At 54.9% G+C, this 21,956-nt stretch carries 19 protein-coding genes and 1 pseudogene; 5 read left to right on the forward strand and 15 right to left on the reverse strand.

What is annotated here, in order from left to right:
* Window positions 1-177: 177 nt before the first annotated feature.
* From HV311_RS10460 to HV311_RS28240, 3 genes and pseudogenes are all read left to right on the forward strand, one after another.
* On the forward strand, window positions 178-1,476 hold the full coding sequence (locus tag HV311_RS10460) for a D-amino acid dehydrogenase (protein ID WP_046275019.1): 1,299 nt from the start codon (window positions 178-180) through the stop codon (window positions 1,474-1,476).
* Window positions 1,477-1,488: 12 nt separating this feature from the next.
* Window positions 1,489-2,559, forward strand: coding sequence for a catabolic alanine racemase DadX (dadX, locus tag HV311_RS10465; protein ID WP_191221057.1), 1,071 nt, complete (start codon window positions 1,489-1,491; stop codon window positions 2,557-2,559).
* Window positions 2,520-2,732: pseudogene (locus HV311_RS28240) on the forward strand (hypothetical protein); the annotation flags it as partial. The gene dadX and the pseudogene HV311_RS28240, both read left to right, overlap by 40 nt.
* Here HV311_RS28240 and HV311_RS10470 read toward each other — a convergent pair.
* Together HV311_RS10470 and ldcA are read right to left on the reverse strand one after the other, a co-directional pair.
* Window positions 2,667-4,406: a potassium/proton antiporter gene (locus HV311_RS10470; RefSeq protein WP_016153367.1), complete on the reverse strand. Its 1,740-nt coding sequence runs from the start codon at window positions 4,404-4,406 to the stop codon at window positions 2,667-2,669. The pseudogene HV311_RS28240 and the gene HV311_RS10470 overlap by 66 nt on opposite strands.
* Window positions 4,407-4,503: 97 nt before the next feature.
* Window positions 4,504-5,418, reverse strand: a complete 915-nt coding sequence (gene ldcA, locus HV311_RS10475) for a muramoyltetrapeptide carboxypeptidase (protein WP_191221058.1) — start codon at window positions 5,416-5,418, stop codon at window positions 4,504-4,506.
* 98 nt (window positions 5,419-5,516) lie between these two features.
* On the opposite strand from ldcA, the gene emtA reads away from it, so the two are divergent.
* Entirely contained in the window at window positions 5,517-6,128 is a 612-nt protein-coding gene (gene emtA / locus HV311_RS10480; RefSeq protein ID WP_016153365.1) for a membrane-bound lytic murein transglycosylase EmtA, read from the forward strand.
* 11 nt (window positions 6,129-6,139) lie between these two features.
* Here the strand turns inward: emtA and ycgR are convergent, their stop codons facing one another.
* Window positions 6,140-6,874 carry a flagellar brake protein YcgR gene (gene ycgR / locus HV311_RS10485; protein ID WP_095715404.1) on the reverse strand — a complete coding sequence of 245 codons (735 nt, stop codon included), beginning with the start codon at window positions 6,872-6,874 and terminating at the stop codon, window positions 6,140-6,142.
* 200 nt (window positions 6,875-7,074) lie between these two features.
* Here ycgR and HV311_RS10490 point away from each other — a divergent pair, with 200 nt between their 5' ends.
* On the forward strand, window positions 7,075-7,329 hold the full coding sequence (locus tag HV311_RS10490) for a GlsB/YeaQ/YmgE family stress response membrane protein (RefSeq protein WP_016153363.1): 255 nt from the start codon (window positions 7,075-7,077) through the stop codon (window positions 7,327-7,329).
* 41 nt (window positions 7,330-7,370) lie between these two features.
* Here the strand turns inward: HV311_RS10490 and HV311_RS10495 are convergent, their stop codons facing one another.
* The 12 genes from HV311_RS10495 to HV311_RS10550 all read right to left on the reverse strand — a co-directional run bounded on the left by HV311_RS10495 (window position 7,371) and on the right by HV311_RS10550 (window position 21,945).
* A complete protein-coding gene (locus tag HV311_RS10495) occupies window positions 7,371-9,341 on the reverse strand; it encodes a TonB-dependent receptor plug domain-containing protein (RefSeq protein WP_191221059.1) in 1,971 nt (656 codons plus the stop codon).
* Window positions 9,342-9,363: 22 nt separating this feature from the next.
* Window positions 9,364-10,221 (reverse strand): ModD protein, encoded by an 858-nt coding sequence (gene modD / locus HV311_RS10500; RefSeq protein WP_191221060.1) that lies wholly within the window; start codon window positions 10,219-10,221, stop codon window positions 9,364-9,366.
* Window positions 10,218-11,030 carry a class I SAM-dependent methyltransferase gene (locus HV311_RS10505; protein WP_095715921.1) on the reverse strand — a complete coding sequence of 271 codons (813 nt, stop codon included), beginning with the start codon at window positions 11,028-11,030 and terminating at the stop codon, window positions 10,218-10,220. Before HV311_RS10505 ends, modD begins: the two co-directional genes overlap by 4 nt.
* A gap of 9 nt (window positions 11,031-11,039) precedes the next feature.
* Window positions 11,040-11,801: an ABC transporter ATP-binding protein gene (locus HV311_RS10510; protein WP_191221061.1), complete on the reverse strand. Its 762-nt coding sequence runs from the start codon at window positions 11,799-11,801 to the stop codon at window positions 11,040-11,042.
* The gene (locus HV311_RS10515) at window positions 11,798-12,757 is read right to left on the reverse strand and encodes a FecCD family ABC transporter permease (protein ID WP_284104072.1); all 960 of its coding nucleotides are present in this window, start codon (window positions 12,755-12,757) and stop codon (window positions 11,798-11,800) included. Before HV311_RS10515 ends, HV311_RS10510 begins: the two co-directional genes overlap by 4 nt.
* Before the next feature lie 26 nt (window positions 12,758-12,783).
* Window positions 12,784-13,806: an ABC transporter substrate-binding protein gene (locus HV311_RS10520; protein ID WP_191221062.1), complete on the reverse strand. Its 1,023-nt coding sequence runs from the start codon at window positions 13,804-13,806 to the stop codon at window positions 12,784-12,786.
* A 209-nt stretch (window positions 13,807-14,015) separates the two neighbouring features.
* Window positions 14,016-15,728: an alpha,alpha-trehalase gene (locus HV311_RS10525; RefSeq protein ID WP_191221063.1), complete on the reverse strand. Its 1,713-nt coding sequence runs from the start codon at window positions 15,726-15,728 to the stop codon at window positions 14,016-14,018.
* A 171-nt stretch (window positions 15,729-15,899) separates the two neighbouring features.
* Window positions 15,900-17,330 carry a dihydroxyacetone kinase phosphoryl donor subunit DhaM gene (dhaM, locus tag HV311_RS10530; RefSeq protein ID WP_191221064.1) on the reverse strand — a complete coding sequence of 477 codons (1,431 nt, stop codon included), beginning with the start codon at window positions 17,328-17,330 and terminating at the stop codon, window positions 15,900-15,902.
* 10 nt (window positions 17,331-17,340) lie between these two features.
* Window positions 17,341-17,973 (reverse strand): dihydroxyacetone kinase subunit DhaL, encoded by a 633-nt coding sequence (gene dhaL, locus HV311_RS10535; protein WP_016153354.1) that lies wholly within the window; start codon window positions 17,971-17,973, stop codon window positions 17,341-17,343.
* 11 nt (window positions 17,974-17,984) lie between these two features.
* Window positions 17,985-19,055, reverse strand: coding sequence for a dihydroxyacetone kinase subunit DhaK (gene dhaK / locus HV311_RS10540; RefSeq protein ID WP_191221065.1), 1,071 nt, complete (start codon window positions 19,053-19,055; stop codon window positions 17,985-17,987).
* 325 nt (window positions 19,056-19,380) lie between these two features.
* Window positions 19,381-20,655: a Glu/Leu/Phe/Val family dehydrogenase gene (locus HV311_RS10545; RefSeq protein ID WP_016153352.1), complete on the reverse strand. Its 1,275-nt coding sequence runs from the start codon at window positions 20,653-20,655 to the stop codon at window positions 19,381-19,383.
* Window positions 20,656-20,976: 321 nt separating this feature from the next.
* Window positions 20,977-21,945: a Csu type fimbrial protein gene (locus HV311_RS10550; protein WP_049269127.1), complete on the reverse strand. Its 969-nt coding sequence runs from the start codon at window positions 21,943-21,945 to the stop codon at window positions 20,977-20,979.
* Between the last annotated feature and the right edge of the window lie 11 nt (window positions 21,946-21,956).

A 21,956-nucleotide genomic window follows, 5' to 3' on the forward strand; every position in this document is an offset into this window, starting at 1 on the left:
AATTTTATGCTGGATAAAAATAACGCACAGCAGGAGATACCAAAGCAGGGAGTTCCCCGCCATCACCGCCATATGTGAGATAAGTCACCATAAAAAAGCCATATGTTGAATAATATTTTCAACTGAGTTATCAAGATGTAATTAGATGATTGTTCTTTTACTGTTAACGGAGTGGCTATGCGAGTTGTCATACTGGGAAGTGGTGTCGTTGGCGTGACCAGCGCCTGGTACTTAAGTCAGGCTGGACACGATGTCACCGTCATTGATCGTGAGCCCGGTCCGGCACTGGAAACCAGTGCGGCGAACGCGGGGCAAATCTCTCCAGGTTATGCAGCACCCTGGGCGGCGCCAGGCGTCCCGCTTAAAGCAATTAAATGGATGTTTCAGCGCCATGCGCCGCTGGCCGTTCGCCTCGACGGGACGCAGTTCCAGTTGAAATGGATGTGGCAGATGCTACGCAACTGCGACACCAGCCATTACATGGAAAACAAGGGCCGGATGGTGCGACTGGCGGAATACAGCCGTGATTGCCTGAAAGCGCTACGCGCCTCTACCGGTATCGAGTACGAAGGACGCCAGGGCGGAACGTTGCAACTGTTCCGTACCGCTCAACAGTATGAGAACGCGACCCGCGACATCGCCGTCCTCGAAGACGCCGGCGTGCCGTATCAGCTCCTGGAAGCAAGCCGTCTGGCGGAAGTTGAACCGGCGCTGGCGGAAGTGGCACACAAGCTGACCGGCGGTCTGCGTTTACCGAATGACGAAACGGGTGACTGCCAGCTGTTTACCCAGCGTCTGGCGCTGATGGCGGAGCAGGCGGGTGTGAAATTTCGCTTTAATACTCCGGTCGATAAGCTGCTGAGCGATGGTGAGCAGATTTATGGCGTTCAGTGTGGCGAGGAGATAGTCAAAGCCGATGCCTATGTGATGGCATTCGGCTCGTACTCTACGGCGATGCTGAAGGGGATCGTTGATATTCCGGTCTATCCGCTCAAAGGCTATTCATTGACCATTCCGGTGGCGCAAGATGACGGCGCGCCGGTTTCAACGATCCTTGATGAAACCTACAAAATCGCCATTACCCGCTTTGATAACCGTATTCGCGTTGGCGGCATGGCGGAGATTGTCGGCTTCAATACGGAATTGCTGCAACCCCGTCGTGAGACGCTGGAGATGGTCGTCCGCGATCTCTTCCCACGCGGTGGGCATGTGGAGCAGGCAACCTTCTGGACCGGGCTGCGTCCGATGACGCCGGACGGTACGCCAGTGATCGGGCGAACGCGCTTTAAGAATCTACTGCTTAATACCGGCCACGGCACGCTGGGCTGGACCATGGCCTGCGGTTCGGGTCAGTTGCTGAGCGACATTCTGTCTGGCCGCACACCAGCCATTCCTTACGATGATCTGAGCGTGGCGCGTTACAGCCCGGGGTTTACCCCATCTCGTCCACGGCATTTACATGGCGCACATAACTGATAAGGACGTGAGATGACTCGCCCGATACTGGCCAGCATTGACCTGCAGGCGTTGAAACAAAACCTGACTATTACCCGCCAGGCCGCGCCGGACGCCCGCGTCTGGTCGGTGGTGAAAGCCAATGCCTACGGACACGGCATTGAACGTGTCTGGAATGCGCTGGGCACAACCGACGGTTTTGCCATGCTCAATCTTGAAGAAGCGATAACCCTGCGTGAGCGCGGGTGGAAAGGCCCGATACTCATGCTGGAGGGATTTTTCCACGCCGAAGACCTGATGGTGTATGACAAATATCGTCTAACCACCTGTGTACACAGTAACTGGCAATTAAAAGCGCTGCAGAATGCACGCCTCAACGCGCCGCTGGATGTTTACCTGAAGGTGAACAGCGGCATGAACCGACTGGGTTTCTTACCGGAAAGAGTATCAACGGTCTGGCAACAGCTGCGGGCAATGCCCAACGTCGGTGAAATGACGCTGATGTCCCATTTTGCAGATGCGGAGCACCCGAAAGGTATTCAGGAAGCTATGGCGCGGATTGCACAGGCGACAGAAGGGCTGGAGTGCAGACGGTCGCTGTCCAATTCGGCCGCCACACTGTGGCACCCTGAAGCACATTATGACTGGGTGCGCCCGGGCATTATTTTGTATGGCGCATCACCTTCGGGACAGTGGCGGGATATCGCCAATACCGGCCTGAAACCGGTCATGACCCTGAGCAGCGAGATAATCGGCATACAGACGCTGAAAGCTGGAGATCGGGTGGGCTACGGGGGTCGCTATACCGCCAGCGGCGAGCAGCGTATTGGCATTGTGGCGACCGGGTATGCAGACGGTTATCCGCGCCATGCGCCAAGCGGAACGCCGGTGCTGGTGGACGGCGTACGCACTACAACGGTGGGGACGGTCTCAATGGATATGCTGGCGGTAGATCTGACACCGTGTCCGCAGGCGGGGATCGGGACGCCGGTAGAGCTGTGGGGCAAAGAGATTAAAATTGACGATGTGGCCAGCGCAGCGGGTACGGTGGGCTACGAGTTGATGTGTTCTCTGGCGCTGCGCGTGCCGGTTGTGACGGTGTAACGTATCTAAAGCCGGATGTCGACGCTGATGCGTTTCATCCGGCTACACCGTTTCTGCGACGCAGAACGCAGACCGGGCAAGGCGCTGCCGCCGCCCGGCAAAAAGCATCAACGCGCCTCATCCTCATCTTCAGCAACGCGAACACCGACCTTCAGCACCGCATTATCTTCTTTCTCAGCAACCGTCCAGATCATGCCAGCAAATTCGACCTGGTCACCGACGACCGGCGCGGCGCCAAGCAGATGCTGGACAATTTCACCCAGCGTTTGCTGTTTATCACGATACTCTGTGCCATCTTCCAGGCCATAAATCAGTGCCACATCGGCGTATTTTGCGCTGGCCTCGAGAATAAAATCACCGAAGAAGCGCTGGTCTAACGACACCGGCGGCGACTGGCTGAACAGCTTGCCGAGAGCCGGGAGATCGCGCTCGCGGCCAATGACGCACAGAACATCGCCTTCACGCAGCCGCGTACTGCCGGATGGGTGAAACAGCACGTTGTCACGAAACAGGGCGGCAATTCGCGTCTCTTCCGGCATATGCAGGTCGCGCAGTGCGGCTCCTACACACCACTTATCCGCGCTGAGCTGATAAACAAACTGCTCCCAGGGGTTTTCCGGATGAATATCCAGACCAATGCGCGAAACGGGCCAGCCGACGGGAGGAACCACCACTTTGGCTTTTTTGGCGGCCCAGGAAAGCGACGTTCCCTGAAACAGCAGCGAGATCAGAACCACGAAGAACGCGACGTTAAAGAACAGACGCGCATTCTCCAGACCCGCCATCATTGGGAACACGGCGAGGATGATGGGGACTGCACCGCGCAGGCCCACCCAACTGATGAAAATGCGCTCGCGCAGATTGAAGCCACGAAACGGCAGCAGTCCGGCGAAGACCGACAGCGGACGGGCAATGAATATCATCCATGCAGACAAAATCAGCGCAGGGATCGCGATAGGCAGCAGGTCGGACGGCGTAACCAGCAGTCCCAGCACCAGGAACATGGCGATTTGCGCCAGCCATGCCAGACCGTCGAAGTTTTGCAGAATGCCAAATCGGTTGCGGATGGGGCGATTACCCAGCAGGAAACCACACAGATAGACCGCCAGAATACCGCTGCCTTCCAGTGCAGTGGTCAGGGCAAAAATCAGGATCCCACCGCTTAAGGCCAGTAGCGGATAAAGCCCGGCAGGCAGTGAAATGCGGTTAATCATTTGCTGAAGCAGGTAGCCACCACCGAGCCCCAGAATGATCCCTAAGCCGAATTGCTGGATAATATGCACTGCAAACATCCAGCTTAAACCGGTCTCGTGATTTTGAATCATGGCGATAAGCGTGATGGTCAAAAACACCGCCATCGGGTCATTACTTCCGGATTCAATTTCCAGCGTTGAGCCAACACGCTCGTTAAGCCCCTTGCCGCCGAGCAGGGAAAAAACCGCCGCGGCATCGGTTGAACCGACAATCGCGCCAATCAGGAGTCCTTCGATAAGATCCAGATGAAACAGCCACGCGGCCATCATGCCGGTGAGTCCGGAGGTTATCAGCACCCCGACGGTCGCCAGCGACAGCGCCGGGCCTAACGCGACACGAAATGAGCTGGCCTGGGTGCGCATCCCGCCGTCGAGCAGGATAACCGCCAGCGCCAGGTTACTCACCATATAGGCGAAAGGGTAGTTATCGAAAGGAATACCGCCCACGCCGTCGACTCCCGCTAACATACCGATAGCGAGAAATATCACCAGAATAGGGATACCAAGACGTGATGAGAATGAACTGAGTAAGATACTGCAGGTGACGAGTACGGAACCCAAAATAAAAAGGCTAATTATTGCTGCGGCATCCAACGTTCGGTTACTCCTGAATTACGCTGTTTCGTATTTATAAACCCTAACATAATAACGACAGAAACAGCGTTTTACTTAGCCCTGTTAACCGCTTTTTTTACGATTTAAGTACCGGATGCCCACTTAAGGTGAGCTGAGCGCCGTTTTTATCATTTTTCAGTACCGCTCTTGCCCCCAACGGCAAGGTGACGGTGCGTTGTTCATGACCAAAATCGAGGCCGTCGATCACCGGAACCGATAACCTGGCGCGTAGAAAATCACAAACTGAGCCAAGACTGTAACCCGCGTCGTAATCATTAGGTGCGCTGCCGCTAAAACTGCCGAGGATAATGGCGTTTTGTCGGGCCAGTATTCCTGCGTGATACAGTTGCAGCAGCATGCGTTCAATGCGAAAAGGATGCTCGTTAATGTCTTCCAGCACCAAAATGCCGTTTTCGATAGCGGGCATCCACGGCGTGCCCATCAGAGAAATGAGCATCGCCAGATTTCCGCCCCATAGCGTACCTTCGGTCGCACATGCCGGACCGTTACCTTGCCACTCGAGGGTAAATTGGGCATTGCGAACAGCCTGCCAGAAATGGTGCTCGGTAAATGCGTTCATCTCCTCGGCGCCAAAGTTAGCCGCCAGCATCGGGCCGCTGAAGCTAATCACATTCCCCTGCGCCAGCAGACCACACTGGATTGCGGTAAAATCGCTGTGTCCGCACAGCAGCAGCGGGTTGTGTTGCTGACGGACCGCCAGCGCCTGCCAGTCAATATCTGCCAGTAAACGGCTCGCGCCATAGCCGCCGCGTACTGCCATCACAATGGTATCGGGCGTGTTCAGATTTACGAGCGAGTTCACATCAGCAAGCCGTTCTGCTTCTGTACCCGCAAAACGCTGGCAGCGGCGTGCAATGACCGCTGAATTGTCGACCTGATGACCGGCCTCAGTAAGACGCGCCAGCCCGCGTAAGGCAGCCTGCTGGTTGATACAGTAGCCCGACGGGGCAATTAAGTGAAACCGGGACATGGCATTTCCTTGCTACAACTAAAACCAAATGTATATCATGCCGCGTAGGTATGTCGTTGTCACCTCAGCGACAGGTTCCGGCTATAAGGATAGATGACGTGAAATTGAGATGGTTTGCTTTTTTGGTTGTATTACTTGCGGGCTGTAGTTCAAAACAGGATTACAAAAATCCGCCGTGGAATGCTGAAGTTCCGGTTAAACGCGCAATGCAATGGATGCCGATCAGCGAAAAAGCCGGTGCGGCCTGGGGTGTCAGTCCACAATTGATTACCGCTATCATCGCTATTGAATCAGGTGGAAACCCGAATGCGGTCAGTAAGTCTAATGCGATTGGCCTGATGCAGTTAAAAGCCTCTACGTCAGGGCGTGATGTTTATCGTCGCATGGGGTGGAGTGGCGAGCCGTCAACCAGCGAGCTGAAAAATCCTGAGCGCAATATCTCGATGGGGGCCGCATACCTGAGCATTCTTGAGACCGGGCCGCTGGCCGGGATCGAAGATCCGCAGGTGATGCAATATGCGCTGGTGGTATCGTACGCCAACGGTGCGGGCGCGCTGCTGCGAACGTTCTCCTCCGACAGGAAAAAAGCCATTAATAAGATAAACGATCTCAGCCCGGATGAATTTATTGAACATGTTGCGGATAATCATCCGGCGCCGCAGGCTCCGCGCTATATCTGGAAGCTTCAACAAGCGCTGGATGTGATGTAATTCAGGTGATGCTAATCGCGCACCTTATTCGACTTTTCCCGGGCCTCGCGCTCGAGGGAAAAAATAATCCGCTGTAGGTTACGCTCCACCGCCGGGCCGACGTTGAGAAAACGAAAGCTCAGGCGGGGAGTGGTAATTGTTTCGTTTTTCCCGTCGATAACTTTGCGTTCGCTAATGGAAATTAGCTGGGCGTCCACCTGATACACTCCCCATTGCTCCATGTTCAGTTCAACCTGTGAAAAGCGCATGCCTTCTACCAGTCCCTCTGGTTTTGCCGTTTCTAACAGCCCGCCCATACCGCCAAGAGACAAATCGAATAAGCGAAAACACAGCGTGCTGTTATCCGGCATTTTTACCGTGCAGCGATAGGGGGGATGCAGTGGAGCACCGATACGGAAATATTCCCGACGCTGGACGAACCACAGAGATGGCGGCAATGATGAGATAAATGCGGGTAACCGCTGGTATTCGCCTTTTTTCAGCTGTGGCAGGGTGAACTCCACTTTGGCTCCCTGCGTTTCGGCGATAATCGTTATCTGACTGGCCCGCTGCACGGCCTGGTTTTCATATTCCTGACTACCAAAATCCATGATCAGTTCGTCCGGGCTGACCGCCAGTATTTTGCTGATGAACTGGCCACCTGACCAGGAGATACGCAGCGGAACCTGCTGCGAATTTAAGTCCCGGAGTACGCCTAACACCGCTAACGGATTTTGCTTCAGGAACTGCTCATTGTAGTTACTCACACCTAATGACTCCTGGATGCCTGGTTTATCGTTGGATTATCGGCATCAATCAACGGAACTTAATACAAATGGATGAAATTTTTTACCAAACCCAATGAATTAAGTCTGAGGGAAAAAGCACGTAGCGATGGCTTGCCTATACTTAACGTGCTGGCGCAAGAATGTCTTGCGCGTGCGTTCACTGGAAAGAGGGCCTGGAAATGGGAATTATTACCTGGATTATTTTTGGTCTGATTGCGGGGGTTATCGCCAAACTGATTATGCCGGGGCGCGATGGCGGTGGATTTATCCTGACCTGCATTCTCGGTATTATCGGTGCTGTGGTCGGTGGATGGCTGGCTACGATGTTCGGTATCGGCGGCGATATCAGCGGGTTTAATCTCCACAGCTTCCTGGTGGCCGTGGTCGGCGCGATTGTTGTGCTGGGTGTGTTTCGGCTTGTACGACGAGATTAATCGAACGGCCCCTGACGGGGCCGTTTTTCTGCATTGTTAAGTCAGAACTGATACTCAATGCCCGCCCAGTAATTACGCCCCTCTTCAAAAAATCCTTCACTGTAAACGTACTGCGTATCGAACAGGTTATTGACCGAAGCGTTAACGCTAAACCCGTGACCAATGGCGTAATCAGCGCGCAAATGGGTAATGGCGAAACCAGCGGCTTTCTGCGAGCCGTCGGTATTGCTATAGCTCGACGAACGGGCCTCTTCGGACAGCGTAATGCTGAGTGGCTCCCACGGTTTCAGCGTCATCCAGGCGGTCAGGGTTTGCGTCGGCAGATCGGTAATCTTACCGATATCGCTGCGTTTGGCGTCCGCATGAATAAGGCCGTAGCTCAGCCCGACGTCCAGCATATCAAAAATTTTACCTTTAACGCCTGCATCCAGGCCGGTGTAATCCACCCGACCACTGTTTTGGTTCTGGATGGTGTCGGCATCAATATTGTGCGAAAGAATCGCATCGCTGATGCGGTTGTAATACACGCTGGCTTCGAATCCCCAGTTCTGGCTAAGTGAACCATTCCATGTCAGGTCGACGCTGCGGGCGCGCTCCGGTTTAAGCTGTGGATTGACCAGGGCCACCTGGTTATAGGCCGGTTTCGAGGTCGTGTAGCGTTCTTTTAACGTTGGGAAACGCGTTCTGTCAGAGTAAGACAGCGCTAATGTGTCTGAATTTTCAAAGTGGTATTTGGTCATCACCTGCCAGTTAAAGGCCGACTGATTGTTGTCATCGTAGTGCGTGACGCTGCCGTTTTTCTCGTGCTTCATACCTTCCAGACTGTCTCGCCAGTCATAGCTTATTCCCGCCACCACATCGACATTATCCGCCGCAGCCCACTGGTATTCACTGGCTACGGACCAGGTGCGGTCTTCGTAGCGGTCGTAAGCCGCATTCGGTGCGCCTTTCTCGCGATGAACATCGTCCTTCCAGTTCACGGCGAAAGAGAGCAGATCGTTTTCTCGCATATCCGCAGCGAGCTGCAGGCCAGCCCCATCGCTATAGTCCGAATAATGGCTGTAGCTGCCTTTCTTATTTTTCAGAACGGCCAGCGAGTTGTACATCATCAACGTATTTTCAAAGGTGTCGCGATACAGACGGCTTTTCAGGGTAAAACGGTCGCCCAGATGCGTGGTTCCCTGATAGTAATAGCTCTCTTTATCGTATTGTGGCCATTGCCAATAGCGTGATTTCTGGCTGCTGGTTCCGGCGTACGGTGGATTATCTTTTTCACCGTCCTGATTTATATAGGTCAGCACATATTCATCATCTCCACGAGGGGTAAAGCCCAGCTTCACGATGCCACGCTTGTCATCAGCGGAAGAGTTGATCATCTTGCCGTGACTGCCCGCAACCGGGTTGTCCACGCCATGCGGTAACCCAAGAAAATCCTGCTTCAGCTGACTGCCGCTGAGCTGGATATAGCCGAGATCGTTACTGGCGCCAAATGAAGCGTGCATATCGTGGGCGTTGTCTTTGCTGCGGCTCCAGCCCTGGCGATAGCCAATGCTGCCTTCAAGCGGTTTGGTCGGTTTTTTTGTAGTGATATTGATGGCGCCGCCCATCTGGTTTGGCCCCTGCAACAGAGACGAGTAGCCTTTGGAGACTTCAACCGAAGCGATATCGGATGTCAGAAAACGGCCTAAATCGAGGTTGCCGTCATAGGGGATGTACACCGGCACGCCGTCAAAAAAGACGGGAACCTGACGGCTGTCAAACCCGCGCACTTTTACCTGTTGCTCGTTGCGGTTGCCTGACTTTTGCAGCACGACGCCGGGGACGACGCTCAGCGCCTGCGCCACGTTCTGTTTATCCAGCTGTTGTATCGTTTCCTGGCCGAGAACCGTGGTGGTGGCCGCGGAGACCGGACTAGACCAGACGGTCATGGTTTCGCTTTCCTGCCCAGCAAAAGCACTGTGCGCGAAAGCAAACGACAGGGCTGTGTAAAGACAACTTTTGTTGAAATTCATTATTTTTAGTCCATTTTTGATGTTATAGGCCACGTGCGTCCGGGCTCAGGCTCACTTTGATATCCGCAGGTGGAGCGTAGTAAGGCGCGGAAGTGATAAAGAGTCTGATACCGCAGTCGAGATAACCCGCCAGCGAGGCGAGGGTAATGCCGCCGGTCAGCGCCAGCGTGCAATGGGGGGCCAGAGCAGGGGCCTGACGGGCAATTTCTGCCGCCTGCTCGGGGGTAAATTTGTCGAGTTGTAGGACATCAGGGGCGGCGCGTAGGGCGGCCAATGCCTCATCTGGCGTATCCGCTTCGACCACGATCTTTTTTTCTGGCGCATGGCTGCGTAAGCGCGTAATCGCGCCTGTCCAGTCGTTTGGGTTGGTAAGAAAACGGCGGTGATTAGCAAACAGTAGTACCGTTTCGGCGCATCCTCCCCGATGGATAATGCCCCCGGCGGCAAGTATTGCCTGAGTCGCCAGTAAACGCGTACCGGGAATGGCTTTGCGGGTGCAGGCAATCTGCCCATCGGGATAGCGTTGATGCAGCATGCTCAGCATCTCGACGAGATAGCCTGACACGCCGCAGCTCCACTCCAGTACATTTTGTACCGCTTTCCAGCCCTGGTGCAGCGCCGCCGCTGGTCCGTGTGCGCGAATCAGTCGCTGTCCGGCGTTCGCCCGTTCGCCATCAGACATAATATCGGTGACGGTTAATCCCAATGAAGTCAGCATTTGTCTGGCAACAGCGGTACCGCTAACGCATCCGCCCTGGCGATGGTTAAACTCGATGACGCCTGGTTGGGCGCCGATATCCAGCGCACGGGTGGTCAGATCGCCGCCCTGAATATCTTCCAGCAGCAGCGCGTCAGTTTGCGCCTGCGAAAAGTAGATCATCGCAGCGCCTCCCGCGGGATGCTATCCCACCAGATAAGCGCCCAGTCACGGCTTGCGGGGGCAATAGCGCGTGGATCCTGCTGTTGATACCAGTTTTCCAGACGTTGGACCTCGTCGGCGCTCAGTTCACCCATACTCCAGCGCACGTTTTCCAGAAAACGCGTCCAGGTGCTGTTGTCCTGCTGACAGTTGGGACCGCGGATAAAATCAACGTGCGCGTGGATCCCCATCTGATACAGAACATTAAGCGCATAGATATAGTTGGGCAGTTCAATCACTTCGCGGCCCAGTGCGCGCTGAATGGTGGGAGAAACGAAAGATGAACTGACGAGGTGGGTGGTATAAACCCGTAGCCGGGCCTGATTATTCAGCTTGCTCATTGCCTGGCGCATATCGGCAACAAGCGTGGAACGCGAGGCGACGGCGATATCGCACTGGGGTAAATCATCCCAGTGCTCTTCCCAGGCTCGTTGCACCCATTGAACGTGACGGGCGTTCATTTGTGCGGCGCGGCGGGCAGCTACGCTCAGCATTCCCTGGCTGTAATCTACGCCGTAAATTATTGGCATTTTTTTAGCCAGCGCCAGCGAGACTGTACCGGGGCCGCAACCCATATCAAACAGCGACTCTGCACCTTGCAGGTCGATTTTCCCCAGCAGTTGCAGCAGATAGCTGTCGGTTAATGAGGCGCAATTCTCCGCCATTTTTTCCGCACGTTTGTCCCAGTGCTCCGGCTTTTTCTCGGTTCTGTTCGCCAGCTGTAATTGCTTACGGTAAAGATCGGCAAAATCAATGTCGTCAATGAGCATAAATATTCCTTAATTGAGTGAACCATAAAGATGGTGGGTAATTTGTGACGGTGTAACGCGATACAGCGCGGCCAGGCGGTCGGCGGCGAGCTGATGTTCAGGCAGACCCTGCGACACCTCGCCGTTTGGTTCAACCCGTACCACGCTGTCGGCGATTGCCCGGGCGTGCAACGGGTGATGGGTCGACATCAGCAGGGCCATACCGGAATTTTTCAGCGTCACCAGCGTGTCGAGCAGACGGATTTGATGCCCAAAATCAAGGCTGGATGCGGGTTCATCCAGCAATAAAAGACGCGGACGTTGCGCCAGCGCGCGAGCGATCAACACCAGTTGCCGTTCGCCGCCGCTCAGGGTGTTCCAGCGTCGAAGTGCCAGGTGAGAAATCTCCAGCATCGCCAGTTGCTGATGCGCAATTTCACGCTCTTTAGCGCCGGGAACCGCAAATGCCGCCAGTTGCGGGGCCAGTCCCATCATCACCATGTCCAGCGCAGTGAAGGCAAACGCGCCGTCGTGCGCCTGAGGAACCCAGGCGATGGCTGCGGCGCGTTCCCGATCGCAGAGATGATTCACTGCGACGCCATCAAGCAGAATGTCACCGCGAAGCGGCGGAAGAACGCCGAGAATGGTGCGCATCAGGGTGGTTTTACCGCAGCCGTTAGCACCAATCAGACAACAGACAGAACCGGGCGAAACCTGAAAGGAGATATCGCGTAACACGGGTTGTTTACTGTGGTATCCCAGCGACGCGTGGCGCACGAGTAATAGCGTCATGGGCGGTTTCCCCGCAGCAAAAGCAGCAAAAAGAATGGTGCGCCAATAAATGCAGTCAGGATCCCCAGCGGGATTTCCGTGCGGCTCAGCGTGCGGGCGAGGGTGTCGGTGAGCAGGAGTAAAATGGCGCCGATCCCCATGGACACCGGCAGTAACTGCTGGTGGTTATTCCCGCTGAGGAGTCTGCCGATGTGCGGCACCACCAGTCCAATCCAGCCGATAATGCCGGCAATGGCGACGGTACAGGCGGTGACTAACGTTGCGCAGACGATCAGTCCCAGCCGCAGTCGGGAGACGTTGATCCCAAGCGATCGGGCTTCATCATCCGACAGAGTGAGCAGGTTCATGCGCCAGCGCAGCAGCAATAACGGGACCAGTCCAGCAAGGATCAGCGGTGCTGAGAACCACAGATCGTGCAGAGTAATTGTCGATAAACCGCCGAGCAGCCAGAAGGTGATCGACGGGAGTTGGGTATACGGGTCGGCCAGCGTTTTGATGAGCGAAATTCCCGCGCCGCAGACCGTACCCAGCGCAATCCCGACCAGCACCAGTGTTAACACCGGATCGTGACGCTTGACTCGCCGGGTAATCAGCCAGACACCGGCGACCACTAACAAACCGCCAGTGAACGCATACAGCTGAATAAACAGGATTGGTAGCCCCAGCAGGATTGCCGTACAGGCGCCCAAACCGGCACCGGCCGCCACGCCGAGGATATCCGGCGAAACCAGTGGGTTACGGAACATTCCCTGATAGGTGGTTCCTGCACCAGCCAGCGCTGCGCCGAGTAACAATGCAGCCAGAATGCGTGGCAGTCGGATTTGCCAGAAGACGATTTTGTCCTGCATCGGGACGCTATCCCTGCCTGCAATAAGATCCACGACCTGTTGTGCATCGAGGCGATAAGCACCCGACACCGCGGCGATGCTCGCGCAAAGCACCACCGTCGTAATCATCAGAAAACCGAGGGTAGACGTTTTCATCAGACGCTCACCAGTTGTTGATACTGTGCGTCGCTTAACGTGGTGTGCCAGAACAGTTCACTGTAGCGCTGCATATCGGTTTTAAAGCCCGCTTCAACCTGTGGATCAAGCCAGGCATGCAGACGGCGTAACCCCAGCAAACGATTGATGCCGGGAGGCGCGTCCAGCCAGCCAAACGGCAGGCCGCTGAGAAACAGAATGCGCCGGGCGGCAACCGCTTTGACTCCTTGCCAGACGGGATCTTCCCGCAGGTACTGTGCCGTAATGGCATCCTGTACCAGAATAATATCGGGCTGCCAGCTCAACAGGTTTTCCATTGAAACCTGCGCCAGCCCGTGCCGCCCTGGAATTTGCGCCACATTGTGTAATCCCAGTAGTTCTGCCGCTTCGGTATGCAATGAACCTTGTAATCCTGTTTCAAGTCCGCGGGCGCCGCGCGCGGCATAAAAACGCAGCTTTGCTGCGGGAGAGTGTGAAAATGCGAGGGCTTCATCAATAAAACGCTGGGCCAGTTTGGCCTGAGTCCTGGCCCGTGTTGCGACTCCCAGCGCTTCACCTGCCGCGAGTAGCTGTTGTGGGCTGAGCCGGAGTTCGCCATTAATCAGCAGCCAGGGAATTTGCGTTTGCGCATACACTTGTCTGGCCTGAGAAAGCCAGGTTTCATCGGCATTGCCGCAGTCAATCACCAGATCGGGTTTAAGCGCCAGTAGCGCTTCAAGCGAGAGTGTGCTGGCGCGTCCCGCCAGCTTGCCCAGTTTCGGTAAAGCCCGAATGTCTTCATGAAACGGGATGGCGGTCTGACGAGAAAAATCAAAGGATGAAAAACCAACCAGTTTTTCCGGCGCGACGGCCAGCAGCAGCATGTCGGCGGGTGCGCCTGCGCTGACCACGCGTTGGGTCGCCTCTGGCGCTGGGTGGCCTCCAACGGCAACGGTTAGCGGCGTTTGAGCCAAGGCGGGAAGATGGCGTAGCAGCAGTGCAGATGCCACAAGCTGGGCAAACATCCGTCTTGTCAGTGGCATAATTGTTATCCTGAAGGTGATAAAATCGCTATATATTTACATATATAGCGAATAAAAACATGTTCAGAATCAATTTCTCACGGATGAAAACCCGGAATACCCCATAAGGGCTAGATGGCGTAGAGACAACAGGAATGGCGGAATAGAAGCCAGAAAAAAATCCGCGACGCAGCGCGGATTCGGGGAGTAAAACGCTTCAGGTAACGGAATTAAGACGTCGGCTGAGCCTGTTTTTTAGGCTCGGCTGGCGTGGTACTTGCCGGGGCCGGGCGTGATGCGGGCACGCTGTCACAGGGCTTTTCTTTGGCGCAGATCAGGTCGAGCATTTTTAGCGTTACGCCGTTGGTCCAGCCAAAACCATCCTGCAACGGATATTCGCCGCCGCCTCCGCCAGTGCCTGTGCTGCTCACGTCATACTTTTCAACCAGCTTTTTCTCACGATCGTAGGTGTGCTGCACGTTGGTGAGGAATCGCCAGGTCACGTCCATGGCGACGTTATCCTGACCGTAATTCTGTAATCCCGATGCGGCGACCCACTGGAGCGGTGCCCAGCCGTTGGGAGCATCCCACTGCTGGCCGCTTTTCACCGACGTGGTGGCCAGGCCGCCGGGTTGCAGCAAATGCGCCTGGGTTGCCGCGGCCACTTTACTGGCGCGATCTTTTGCCGCTGCATTGACATACAACGGGAACAGGGCAGCGGCCGTGAGTTGGTTACGTACTTTGTGGCTCTTCAGATCGTAATCGGCATACCAGCCTTCTTTGTCGTTCCACAGGTGCTTTTCGATCCCTTTTTGTCGGGCATTAGCGAAGCCTTCATATTGTGCAGCTTTGGCATTATCCCCGGCGGCCTTGCTGGCGAGGGCGATCATCTTTTCCATTTTGTACATCAACGCATTGAGATCGACTGGAACAATGCTGGTGGTGCGTAGGGTGCCTAGTTGATTGGGGTTATCCATCCAGCGGGAACTAAAGTCCCAACCCGACGCGGCGGCAGAACGCAGGTCGCGGTAGATTTCTGTGGCCGGTCGGTTCGGATTGCTTTTCGCTGTGGCGATATCCTCCACCCAGGACTCTGGCCGCGGCGTATCGCGGTCATCCCAGTAGCGATTCAAAATGGTGCCGTCATCCAGTTTAACCACGCGCTTATTCTGCTGACCGGGCTGGAGCGTTTCGACGCCTTCCATCCAGTAGGTGTATTCTTTGAGCATCTGCGGGAGGTATTTTTTCAGCGCGTTATCCCCGTCATGCTGCGCCAGCAGTTCCACCATAAAGGCAAAGAATGGCGGTTGAGAACGGCTCAGATAGTAGGTGCGGTTGCCGTTAGGAATGTGTCCCCAGGAATCAATCTCGTAAGCGAAGTTTGCCACCATGTCGGAGACCTTATCCCAGTGATTGCTCTCGGCAAGCCCCAGCATGGTGAAATAGCTGTCCCAATAATATATTTCGCGAAAACGCCCGCCAGGCACGACATACGGCTCCGGGAGCGGCAGCAGAGAGTCCCATTTTTCAGCGTCGGTTGTCGAACGGGTGAGTACCGGCCACAGTCCGTCAATATGCTCGCGCAGCGATTGCCCGGCTGGGGGGACGTATTTCTCGCCAGCTTTCGGCAAGGTGAAATTCACTTCCACAAAATGACGTAAGTCGAATCCGGACTGATTTTTCTGCATCCGGTAATCGGCAAGGATCATTAATGGATCGCTGTTAGGAACGGCGTCAGCAAAGGTTTTCTGGTCAGGAAACAGTTTGGCCGTTTGTACATCATTAAACAGAGGGCCAAGCAAAATATCAGGCGGCTGAGGCGTAGCGGTTGGTGCGTCCTCGGCGTTGACGGCAAAAGAGGAAAGGGCAAAAAAGGTGCTTGCGAGCGTCAGTTTTATTGCAACAGAGAGCAGGCCTGGATGGCGAGTTGCAGGCGTTATCATCGGTTAATCTCCTTAGGGTGTGCCGAAGCAGCGGCATTTACCATGAGAAAACCTTAGTTCAGGATCGACCGTTGCGCGTGATCGACGCCCCATTTTGCGAATAAACAGACATTTCCCGACGCGAATCGAAAAGATGCACACCCTTTGTCGGGAAAGGGCGTGCAACCGACATCAGCCCGCGCGGGTTATCCGCTGGGCCACGCAGTCAAGGGTCAGGGTATCACCCATCGTGATACTCTCGATGGCCTCGCCTTGCTGACATAACCAACATAACCCCATTGCACGGGCGATAATCGCCGGGTGGGACGCTTCGCTCCCGTCCCGCAGGCAGATGCCTTTGATGGTCTTCGGATCGAGTTGCAGCACCGTAGATGGATAGATGACCTCCGCGACCAAAATAGTGGGGCGGATGAACGCGGGAATTTGTGCAGTCTCTCCCGTTAAATACTGCAGTGAACGAGACAACAAATCTTCAATATCGATGTATCGCGCCTGCAGGTAAGGATCTTCGAGCTGTAAATACTGCTGGCTGAGATCGCTCAGCACCTGATGCCAGGCCCAGGCCGCGCTGCACTGCGTTTCACGCATTAGATCACAGGCCATATCGAACAGATCCGGATCGTCCAACAGCGTGTGGTGACCGGAGAAAATAGCGGCGATATCTGCGGAATATCTCTCTTCTGCAAGCGCGGTTAGCTCGCTTAAGTCGTTCAGTGTGCTTTGGATAGCGACCCGTAACCGTTGCTGCTCAATCTGGAGTGAGGCTACAGGCTGTTGGCTTACCTGTGGGGAGAACGGTGTGTAACAGAATGCCGTCCCCGTGACCTGTGAGGGAACCTTCGTCACTACGGTATCAGCATGCGCGGGCTCGAGTGATTCACCAAAATTCTCAGCCGCCAGCTGTTTGAATACGGCCAGCGCATCCTCTGCCTGTTCGCCCTTGGCAATCAGGCGCAGCGTGTCGTTACAGCGTACCTGCAGCAGGGCAATCTGATTCAGGCTATCAGGGACGACGCACTTGCCATTTTTCTCCAGCCACATATCGGCGTTAAAGCCAGACAGCGCGGAAACCAGCCGTGAAGCCGGACGCACATGAATGCCGTTTGGGTTTTTCACCACAATGGCCACTGAATGAGCATCTGCATCGGGCGCGAATTCGGCGGATGTCGGCTTTGCTGCAGATGGCGAAGGTAAACCCAGTTGCTCACATTTGGCGTCGAGGGCGTTCATGGCATCACAGATGACCCGCTCAATGTCAGCACCTGCGGCAGCGCTAACCGTTGCGGCGAGCGTGCCTTCGACCAGCGGCGCGGCGCACAAACGTACTTTGGCGGCAATGGCCGGATCGAGCAGTTCCAGCGCGGTTTCCGCACTCAGTAGCGCACTACCGATATCCATCATCACCAGCACGTGATCCGTATCGGCCACGGACTCAATGGCTTCCATCACCTTGATAGGATCGGTGCCAATCGGATTCTCAGGATCGTCAATGCCTGCGGCAATAGCGATTTTGCAACCATCACCCATTAACATCTGCCGGGCTAGCGCGCCGACGCCTTCGCCCAACTGGGCGCTGTGAGAAACAATAACCAGGTTTACCATCGCTTTATCCTTACTCTCTGGACGCCTGAGCCAGCATTTGCATCATAAACATTACGGACGTTGCGCCGGGATCCTGATGCCCAATGCTGCGCTCACCGAGATAGCTGGCGCGGCCTTTGCGGGCTTGCATGGTGATGGTGCTTTGCGCTGCTGCTTCCGCTTGTTGGCTTGCCGCTTCCAGCGCCGCCTGTACGCTCAGCTTTTGCTCGCAGGATTGGCGTAAAGATTCCACTACCGGCAGCCAGACATCGCACATGGTTTTGTCGCCAGGTTCAGCTTTACCGCGGCTAATCACACCTTCTGCGCCATCACGAATCATTTGATACAACTCCTCAAGCGTCAGGCTTTGATGAGCCTGGGTCACCTGGGCGGCGCGGATAAAAAAGGTACCAAACAGTGGACCGCTGGCCCCCCCGACGCTTGAGAGCAGCACCATGCCGGTGTTTTTCAAAATAAAACCAATGTCTTTATCGGCGATGGACGGCAGCTTTTCGACGACTTTGCTAAAGCCGCGGTGCATGTTCAGACCGTGGTCGGCATCACCAATTTCCCGATCAAGACCGGTGAGAAAATCACTTTCGGTGGTGAAGATCTCACCGCAGCGATAGAGCCAGTTAACAATTTGTGTTCTGTTGAGGGACATCATGTATCTCCTTATTTACCCCAGTTGAGAGCAGGGGTGTGAACCGGTGCATCCCATAAGTTCAGCGTGTCGTCATCCACCTGTAACAGGGTGATTGAGAAGCCGGTCATATCCAGAGAGGTACAGTAAGAACCGATCAGGTTGCGCTCAATGACGATGCCGGCGTTCTGGCAACGGCTTTCGAGGCGGTTATACACGCCGAAGAGTTCTGACAGCGGCGTCGCACCGAGATTATTGACCAGCGCAATGATGCGATCGCCGCTTTGCAACGCGCGTTTGCTTTCTTTGCCTTCCTGCCAGGCGCCCTGAACGTTGTCCCAGTGGCGGAGCGTACGGCTGTAGTTGCCGTTTTCCAGCAGGGTATCGAACATTTCATCAACGGTCTGATCGAGGGAAGTGAAGGTGCGGCGGTCAATGCCGGGTTCCCCGTGGATACCCACGCCAAACTCCATTTCGTTATCCTGCAACGTGAACGACGGTTGTCCGGCGGCCGGAACGGTACAGGCGCCAATGGCTATCCCAATGGAGTGGCCCTGATTATTCAGTTTACGACCCAGCGCCGCACAAACTTCCAGTGAGTCACCGCGTTCGGCGGCCGCGCCGACCAGTTTTTCGATCAATACGGTATTCGCCACACCACGACGACCGGCGGTATACAGACTGTCTTTCACCGCCACGTCGTCATCCACTACCATGGTGGTGACTTTGACGCCGCTTTCATGCAACAGCTCGGTGGCGGTTTCGAAATTAAGAATATCGCCGGTGTAATTTTTGATGATCAGCAGTACGCCTTCGCCGCCATCAATTTGCATGGCGCATTCGAACATTTTATCCGGCGTGGGTGAGGTAAAAATTTCACCCGGGCAGGCACCAGAGAGCATGCCCTGACCAATATAGCCGCAGTGCATAGGCTCGTGTCCGCTGCCGCCGCCGGAAAGCAGCGCCACTTTGCCCATTACCGGCGCATCTGCGCGGGTGACATATACCGGATCCTGATGCAGTGCCAGGGAAGGATACGCTTTCGCCAGTCCGGTGAGTTGTTCAGTCAGTACGTCTTCAACACGGTTAATCAATTTTTTCATTATTTATGCTCCGCAGACAGTCTTGGATGGCTGCCAGATTCGGGCAGGCATCTGATGTAGGGTATCGGGTTATACAACGCCACGGCGACTGCTCGCTGCCGATAAGGTAATTTTGCACACGGGTTGGCAAAAGAAAATTGCTGTAATGGGCGTTTCAATACGAAACGTAGCAACATAATAATGTTCCGTATTGGAACGTCATGGTGCATAAAACAGCGAAAATGAGAGGTTGGGCCGTATTTGGCCGGGAAGCTGATTCACGGGTGTTTATGGAAAACAAACCACCTGCAGAGCAGGTGGTTTGTAGGCATGGTCGATTTCGGCGTTAGCCCGGATAAATTCCGCGATCTTTACGTGCCAGCAGAATGCGTTCGCAGGCAACAATGTAGGCTGCCGTACGCAGTGAGCAGGATTTCTCTGCCGCTTTTTCCCACACGTGTACCATCGCATCGGTCATGATTTTGTCCATGCGATTGTTAATCTCTTCTTCGCTCCAGAAGAAGCTAGCCATGTCCTGAACCCATTCGAAGTAGCTGACGGTTACGCCGCCGGCGTTACAAACAACGTCTGGGACAACCACGATACCGCGGCTTGCCAGAACGTCGTCGGCGTCCGGATAGGTTGGGCCGTTAGCGCCTTCGAGTACCAGTTTACAGGTCAGCGTTTCCGCGCGGTGACGGGTGATCTGGCCTTCGAGCGCGGCCGGGATCAGAATATCCATCTCCAGGCTCCAGAAGGCTTCGCTGGCAATGGTTTCAGCGCCCGGGAAACCGGCAATCTGTTTGTGCTCCAGTTGCCAGGCAGACAACGCGGCCATGTCGATACCCGTTGAGTTAAACAGCGTTGCGGTGTGATCCTGAATCGCAACCACGCGTGCTCCTGCTGCCGCGAACAGGCGGGCGGCTTCGCTGCCGACGTTACCAAAACCTTGCACCGCTACGCGAGCGCCTTCAACGTCGATGTTGGCACGACGCGCCACTTCCAGACCGCTGACGAAAACACCACGACCGGTGGCTTTATCACGGCCTAACGAGCCGCCGAGGTGAATAGGTTTACCGGTGACCACGCTGGTCACGGTGGTGCCGTGGTTCATGGAGTAGGTATCCATCATCCAGGCCATTACCTTTCCGTTAGTCCCTACATCCGGCGCAGGAATGTCTTTCTGCGGCCCGATGATAATGCCGATTTCGCTGGTATAACGGCGGGTTAAACGCTCCAGTTCACCTTCGGAAAGCGAGAACGGATCGACGCGCACGCCACCTTTCGCACCGCCGTACGGCAGGTTCAACGCTGCGCATTTGATGGTCATCCATGCGGACAGGGCCATCACTTCATTAAGATCAACATCAGGATGATAACGCACACCGCCTTTGCCCGGCCCGCGGGAGAGGTTATGTTGCACGCGATACCCTTCAAAATGACGGATAGTACCGTCATCCATCTGCACCGGGATATCGACAATCAGCGCGCGTTTTGGGTGGCGCAGGGTATCCACCCAATGGGAAAGTTCGCCCAGGTAAGGGGCCACACGCTCGATTTGTTGCAGGTAGGTATTCCAGGCAGATGTGCTGCTATCTGAAGCGTAAGATAACTTATCCATGATAAACCTTAGTTATAAAAGTAATATGTTCTTAATTTGGCCGTGGTATACAGTGAATCACACCATATGAACCTAAATTTAACATTTATTTCATAGAATGGCCTGTCCGGCTAACACGGTTTATCGGCATGAAGTGTGTGGGCTTTAGCTGAGAAGTGAATAGTTATTCTTTGATTGTGCTGATATTTCGGTTATTTTGCTGGCTGGGTAATTTAATATGCATGATTTATAAAAATCGCAATTTGTCAGATTTATGACGCACCTCTAAAAGTAAATAATATGATAATAAAATGTATTTGCTTTATTGCGATTAAGCTGGGGTCAGTAGGTCACGGCGATGGTAACGGTATCAGCATAGTTGTCAGGCGTGTAGTTCGCGCTGGGAACGGTGGCGTAAACCGGGTAGGTGGTGGTGGTTCCCGTACCGTTGCCCGCGACGGTATTGAGCGATGAATTGCCCCAAACCGTTCCGGACGGCCCCGGCGTCGAGCTAAGCTGGTAGGGGACCTTGTCCGTATTTGACCCCGTGCCGGCCATCACGCCGCTGCCTGCCGTATTGCCGTTAGAGGGCTGAAGTCCGATGGTGTAAGGCGTGTTATTGGAACATGCTACGCCCACGGTATTTGAAGCCGTTAGGTTACGCCCGGTCGCCCCGGCGGGCGCAAAGCTAATATTGGTTGCAGAGGTGATATTGCACTGTTTGCTGACCGTCGCCGATACGGTGAAGGGAAGCCTGGCGGCAACGGTATCGCCACAGGTGGTCGGCGGGAAAAGTAATCCAGGATTGAGGGTGACAAGGGCTGTCGCCGCCGTATAACTATCCTGATAGCTTCCGGGGACCGCTGAGGTTTGTGGCGTGACAATCTGCGCTGATACCGTGAGTGAGCCCGTCACTGGCGTCAGATTCAGCAGGTTAAGCTGTACCATTGGAAAAGTTGTTCCCGACTGATACTGACTCCCCCAGACTTTGGTGTGTCCGGCATCCTGGTAAAGCTGGTATGCCAGCGTTCTGGCAGGTGTTCCGTTTAATGACATATTTCGGGGTGTCACCTGGCCACTGACGGCTGAGGCGCCAATATTAAAACAGAGGTTGATCCCTGCCAGCACGTCGCCAAGCTCTTTGGTGCAGGTGTAGTTGAACGTCATTGATGACGTTGCGCCTGTCGCAGACAGCGGATTGACTGAGCCCAAATTTATGGGTTGTACATTGCTCACCGAACAGGTTACGGCATGGCTAATCGCCGGACAAAAGAGTACGGCTGCGATGAGTAACAGATGCCTTAACCTCATGAGCGCACTCC

This window comes from Citrobacter sp. RHBSTW-00881 (assembly GCF_013728515.1).
Classification (GTDB): Bacteria; Pseudomonadota; Gammaproteobacteria; order Enterobacterales; family Enterobacteriaceae; genus Citrobacter; species Citrobacter braakii.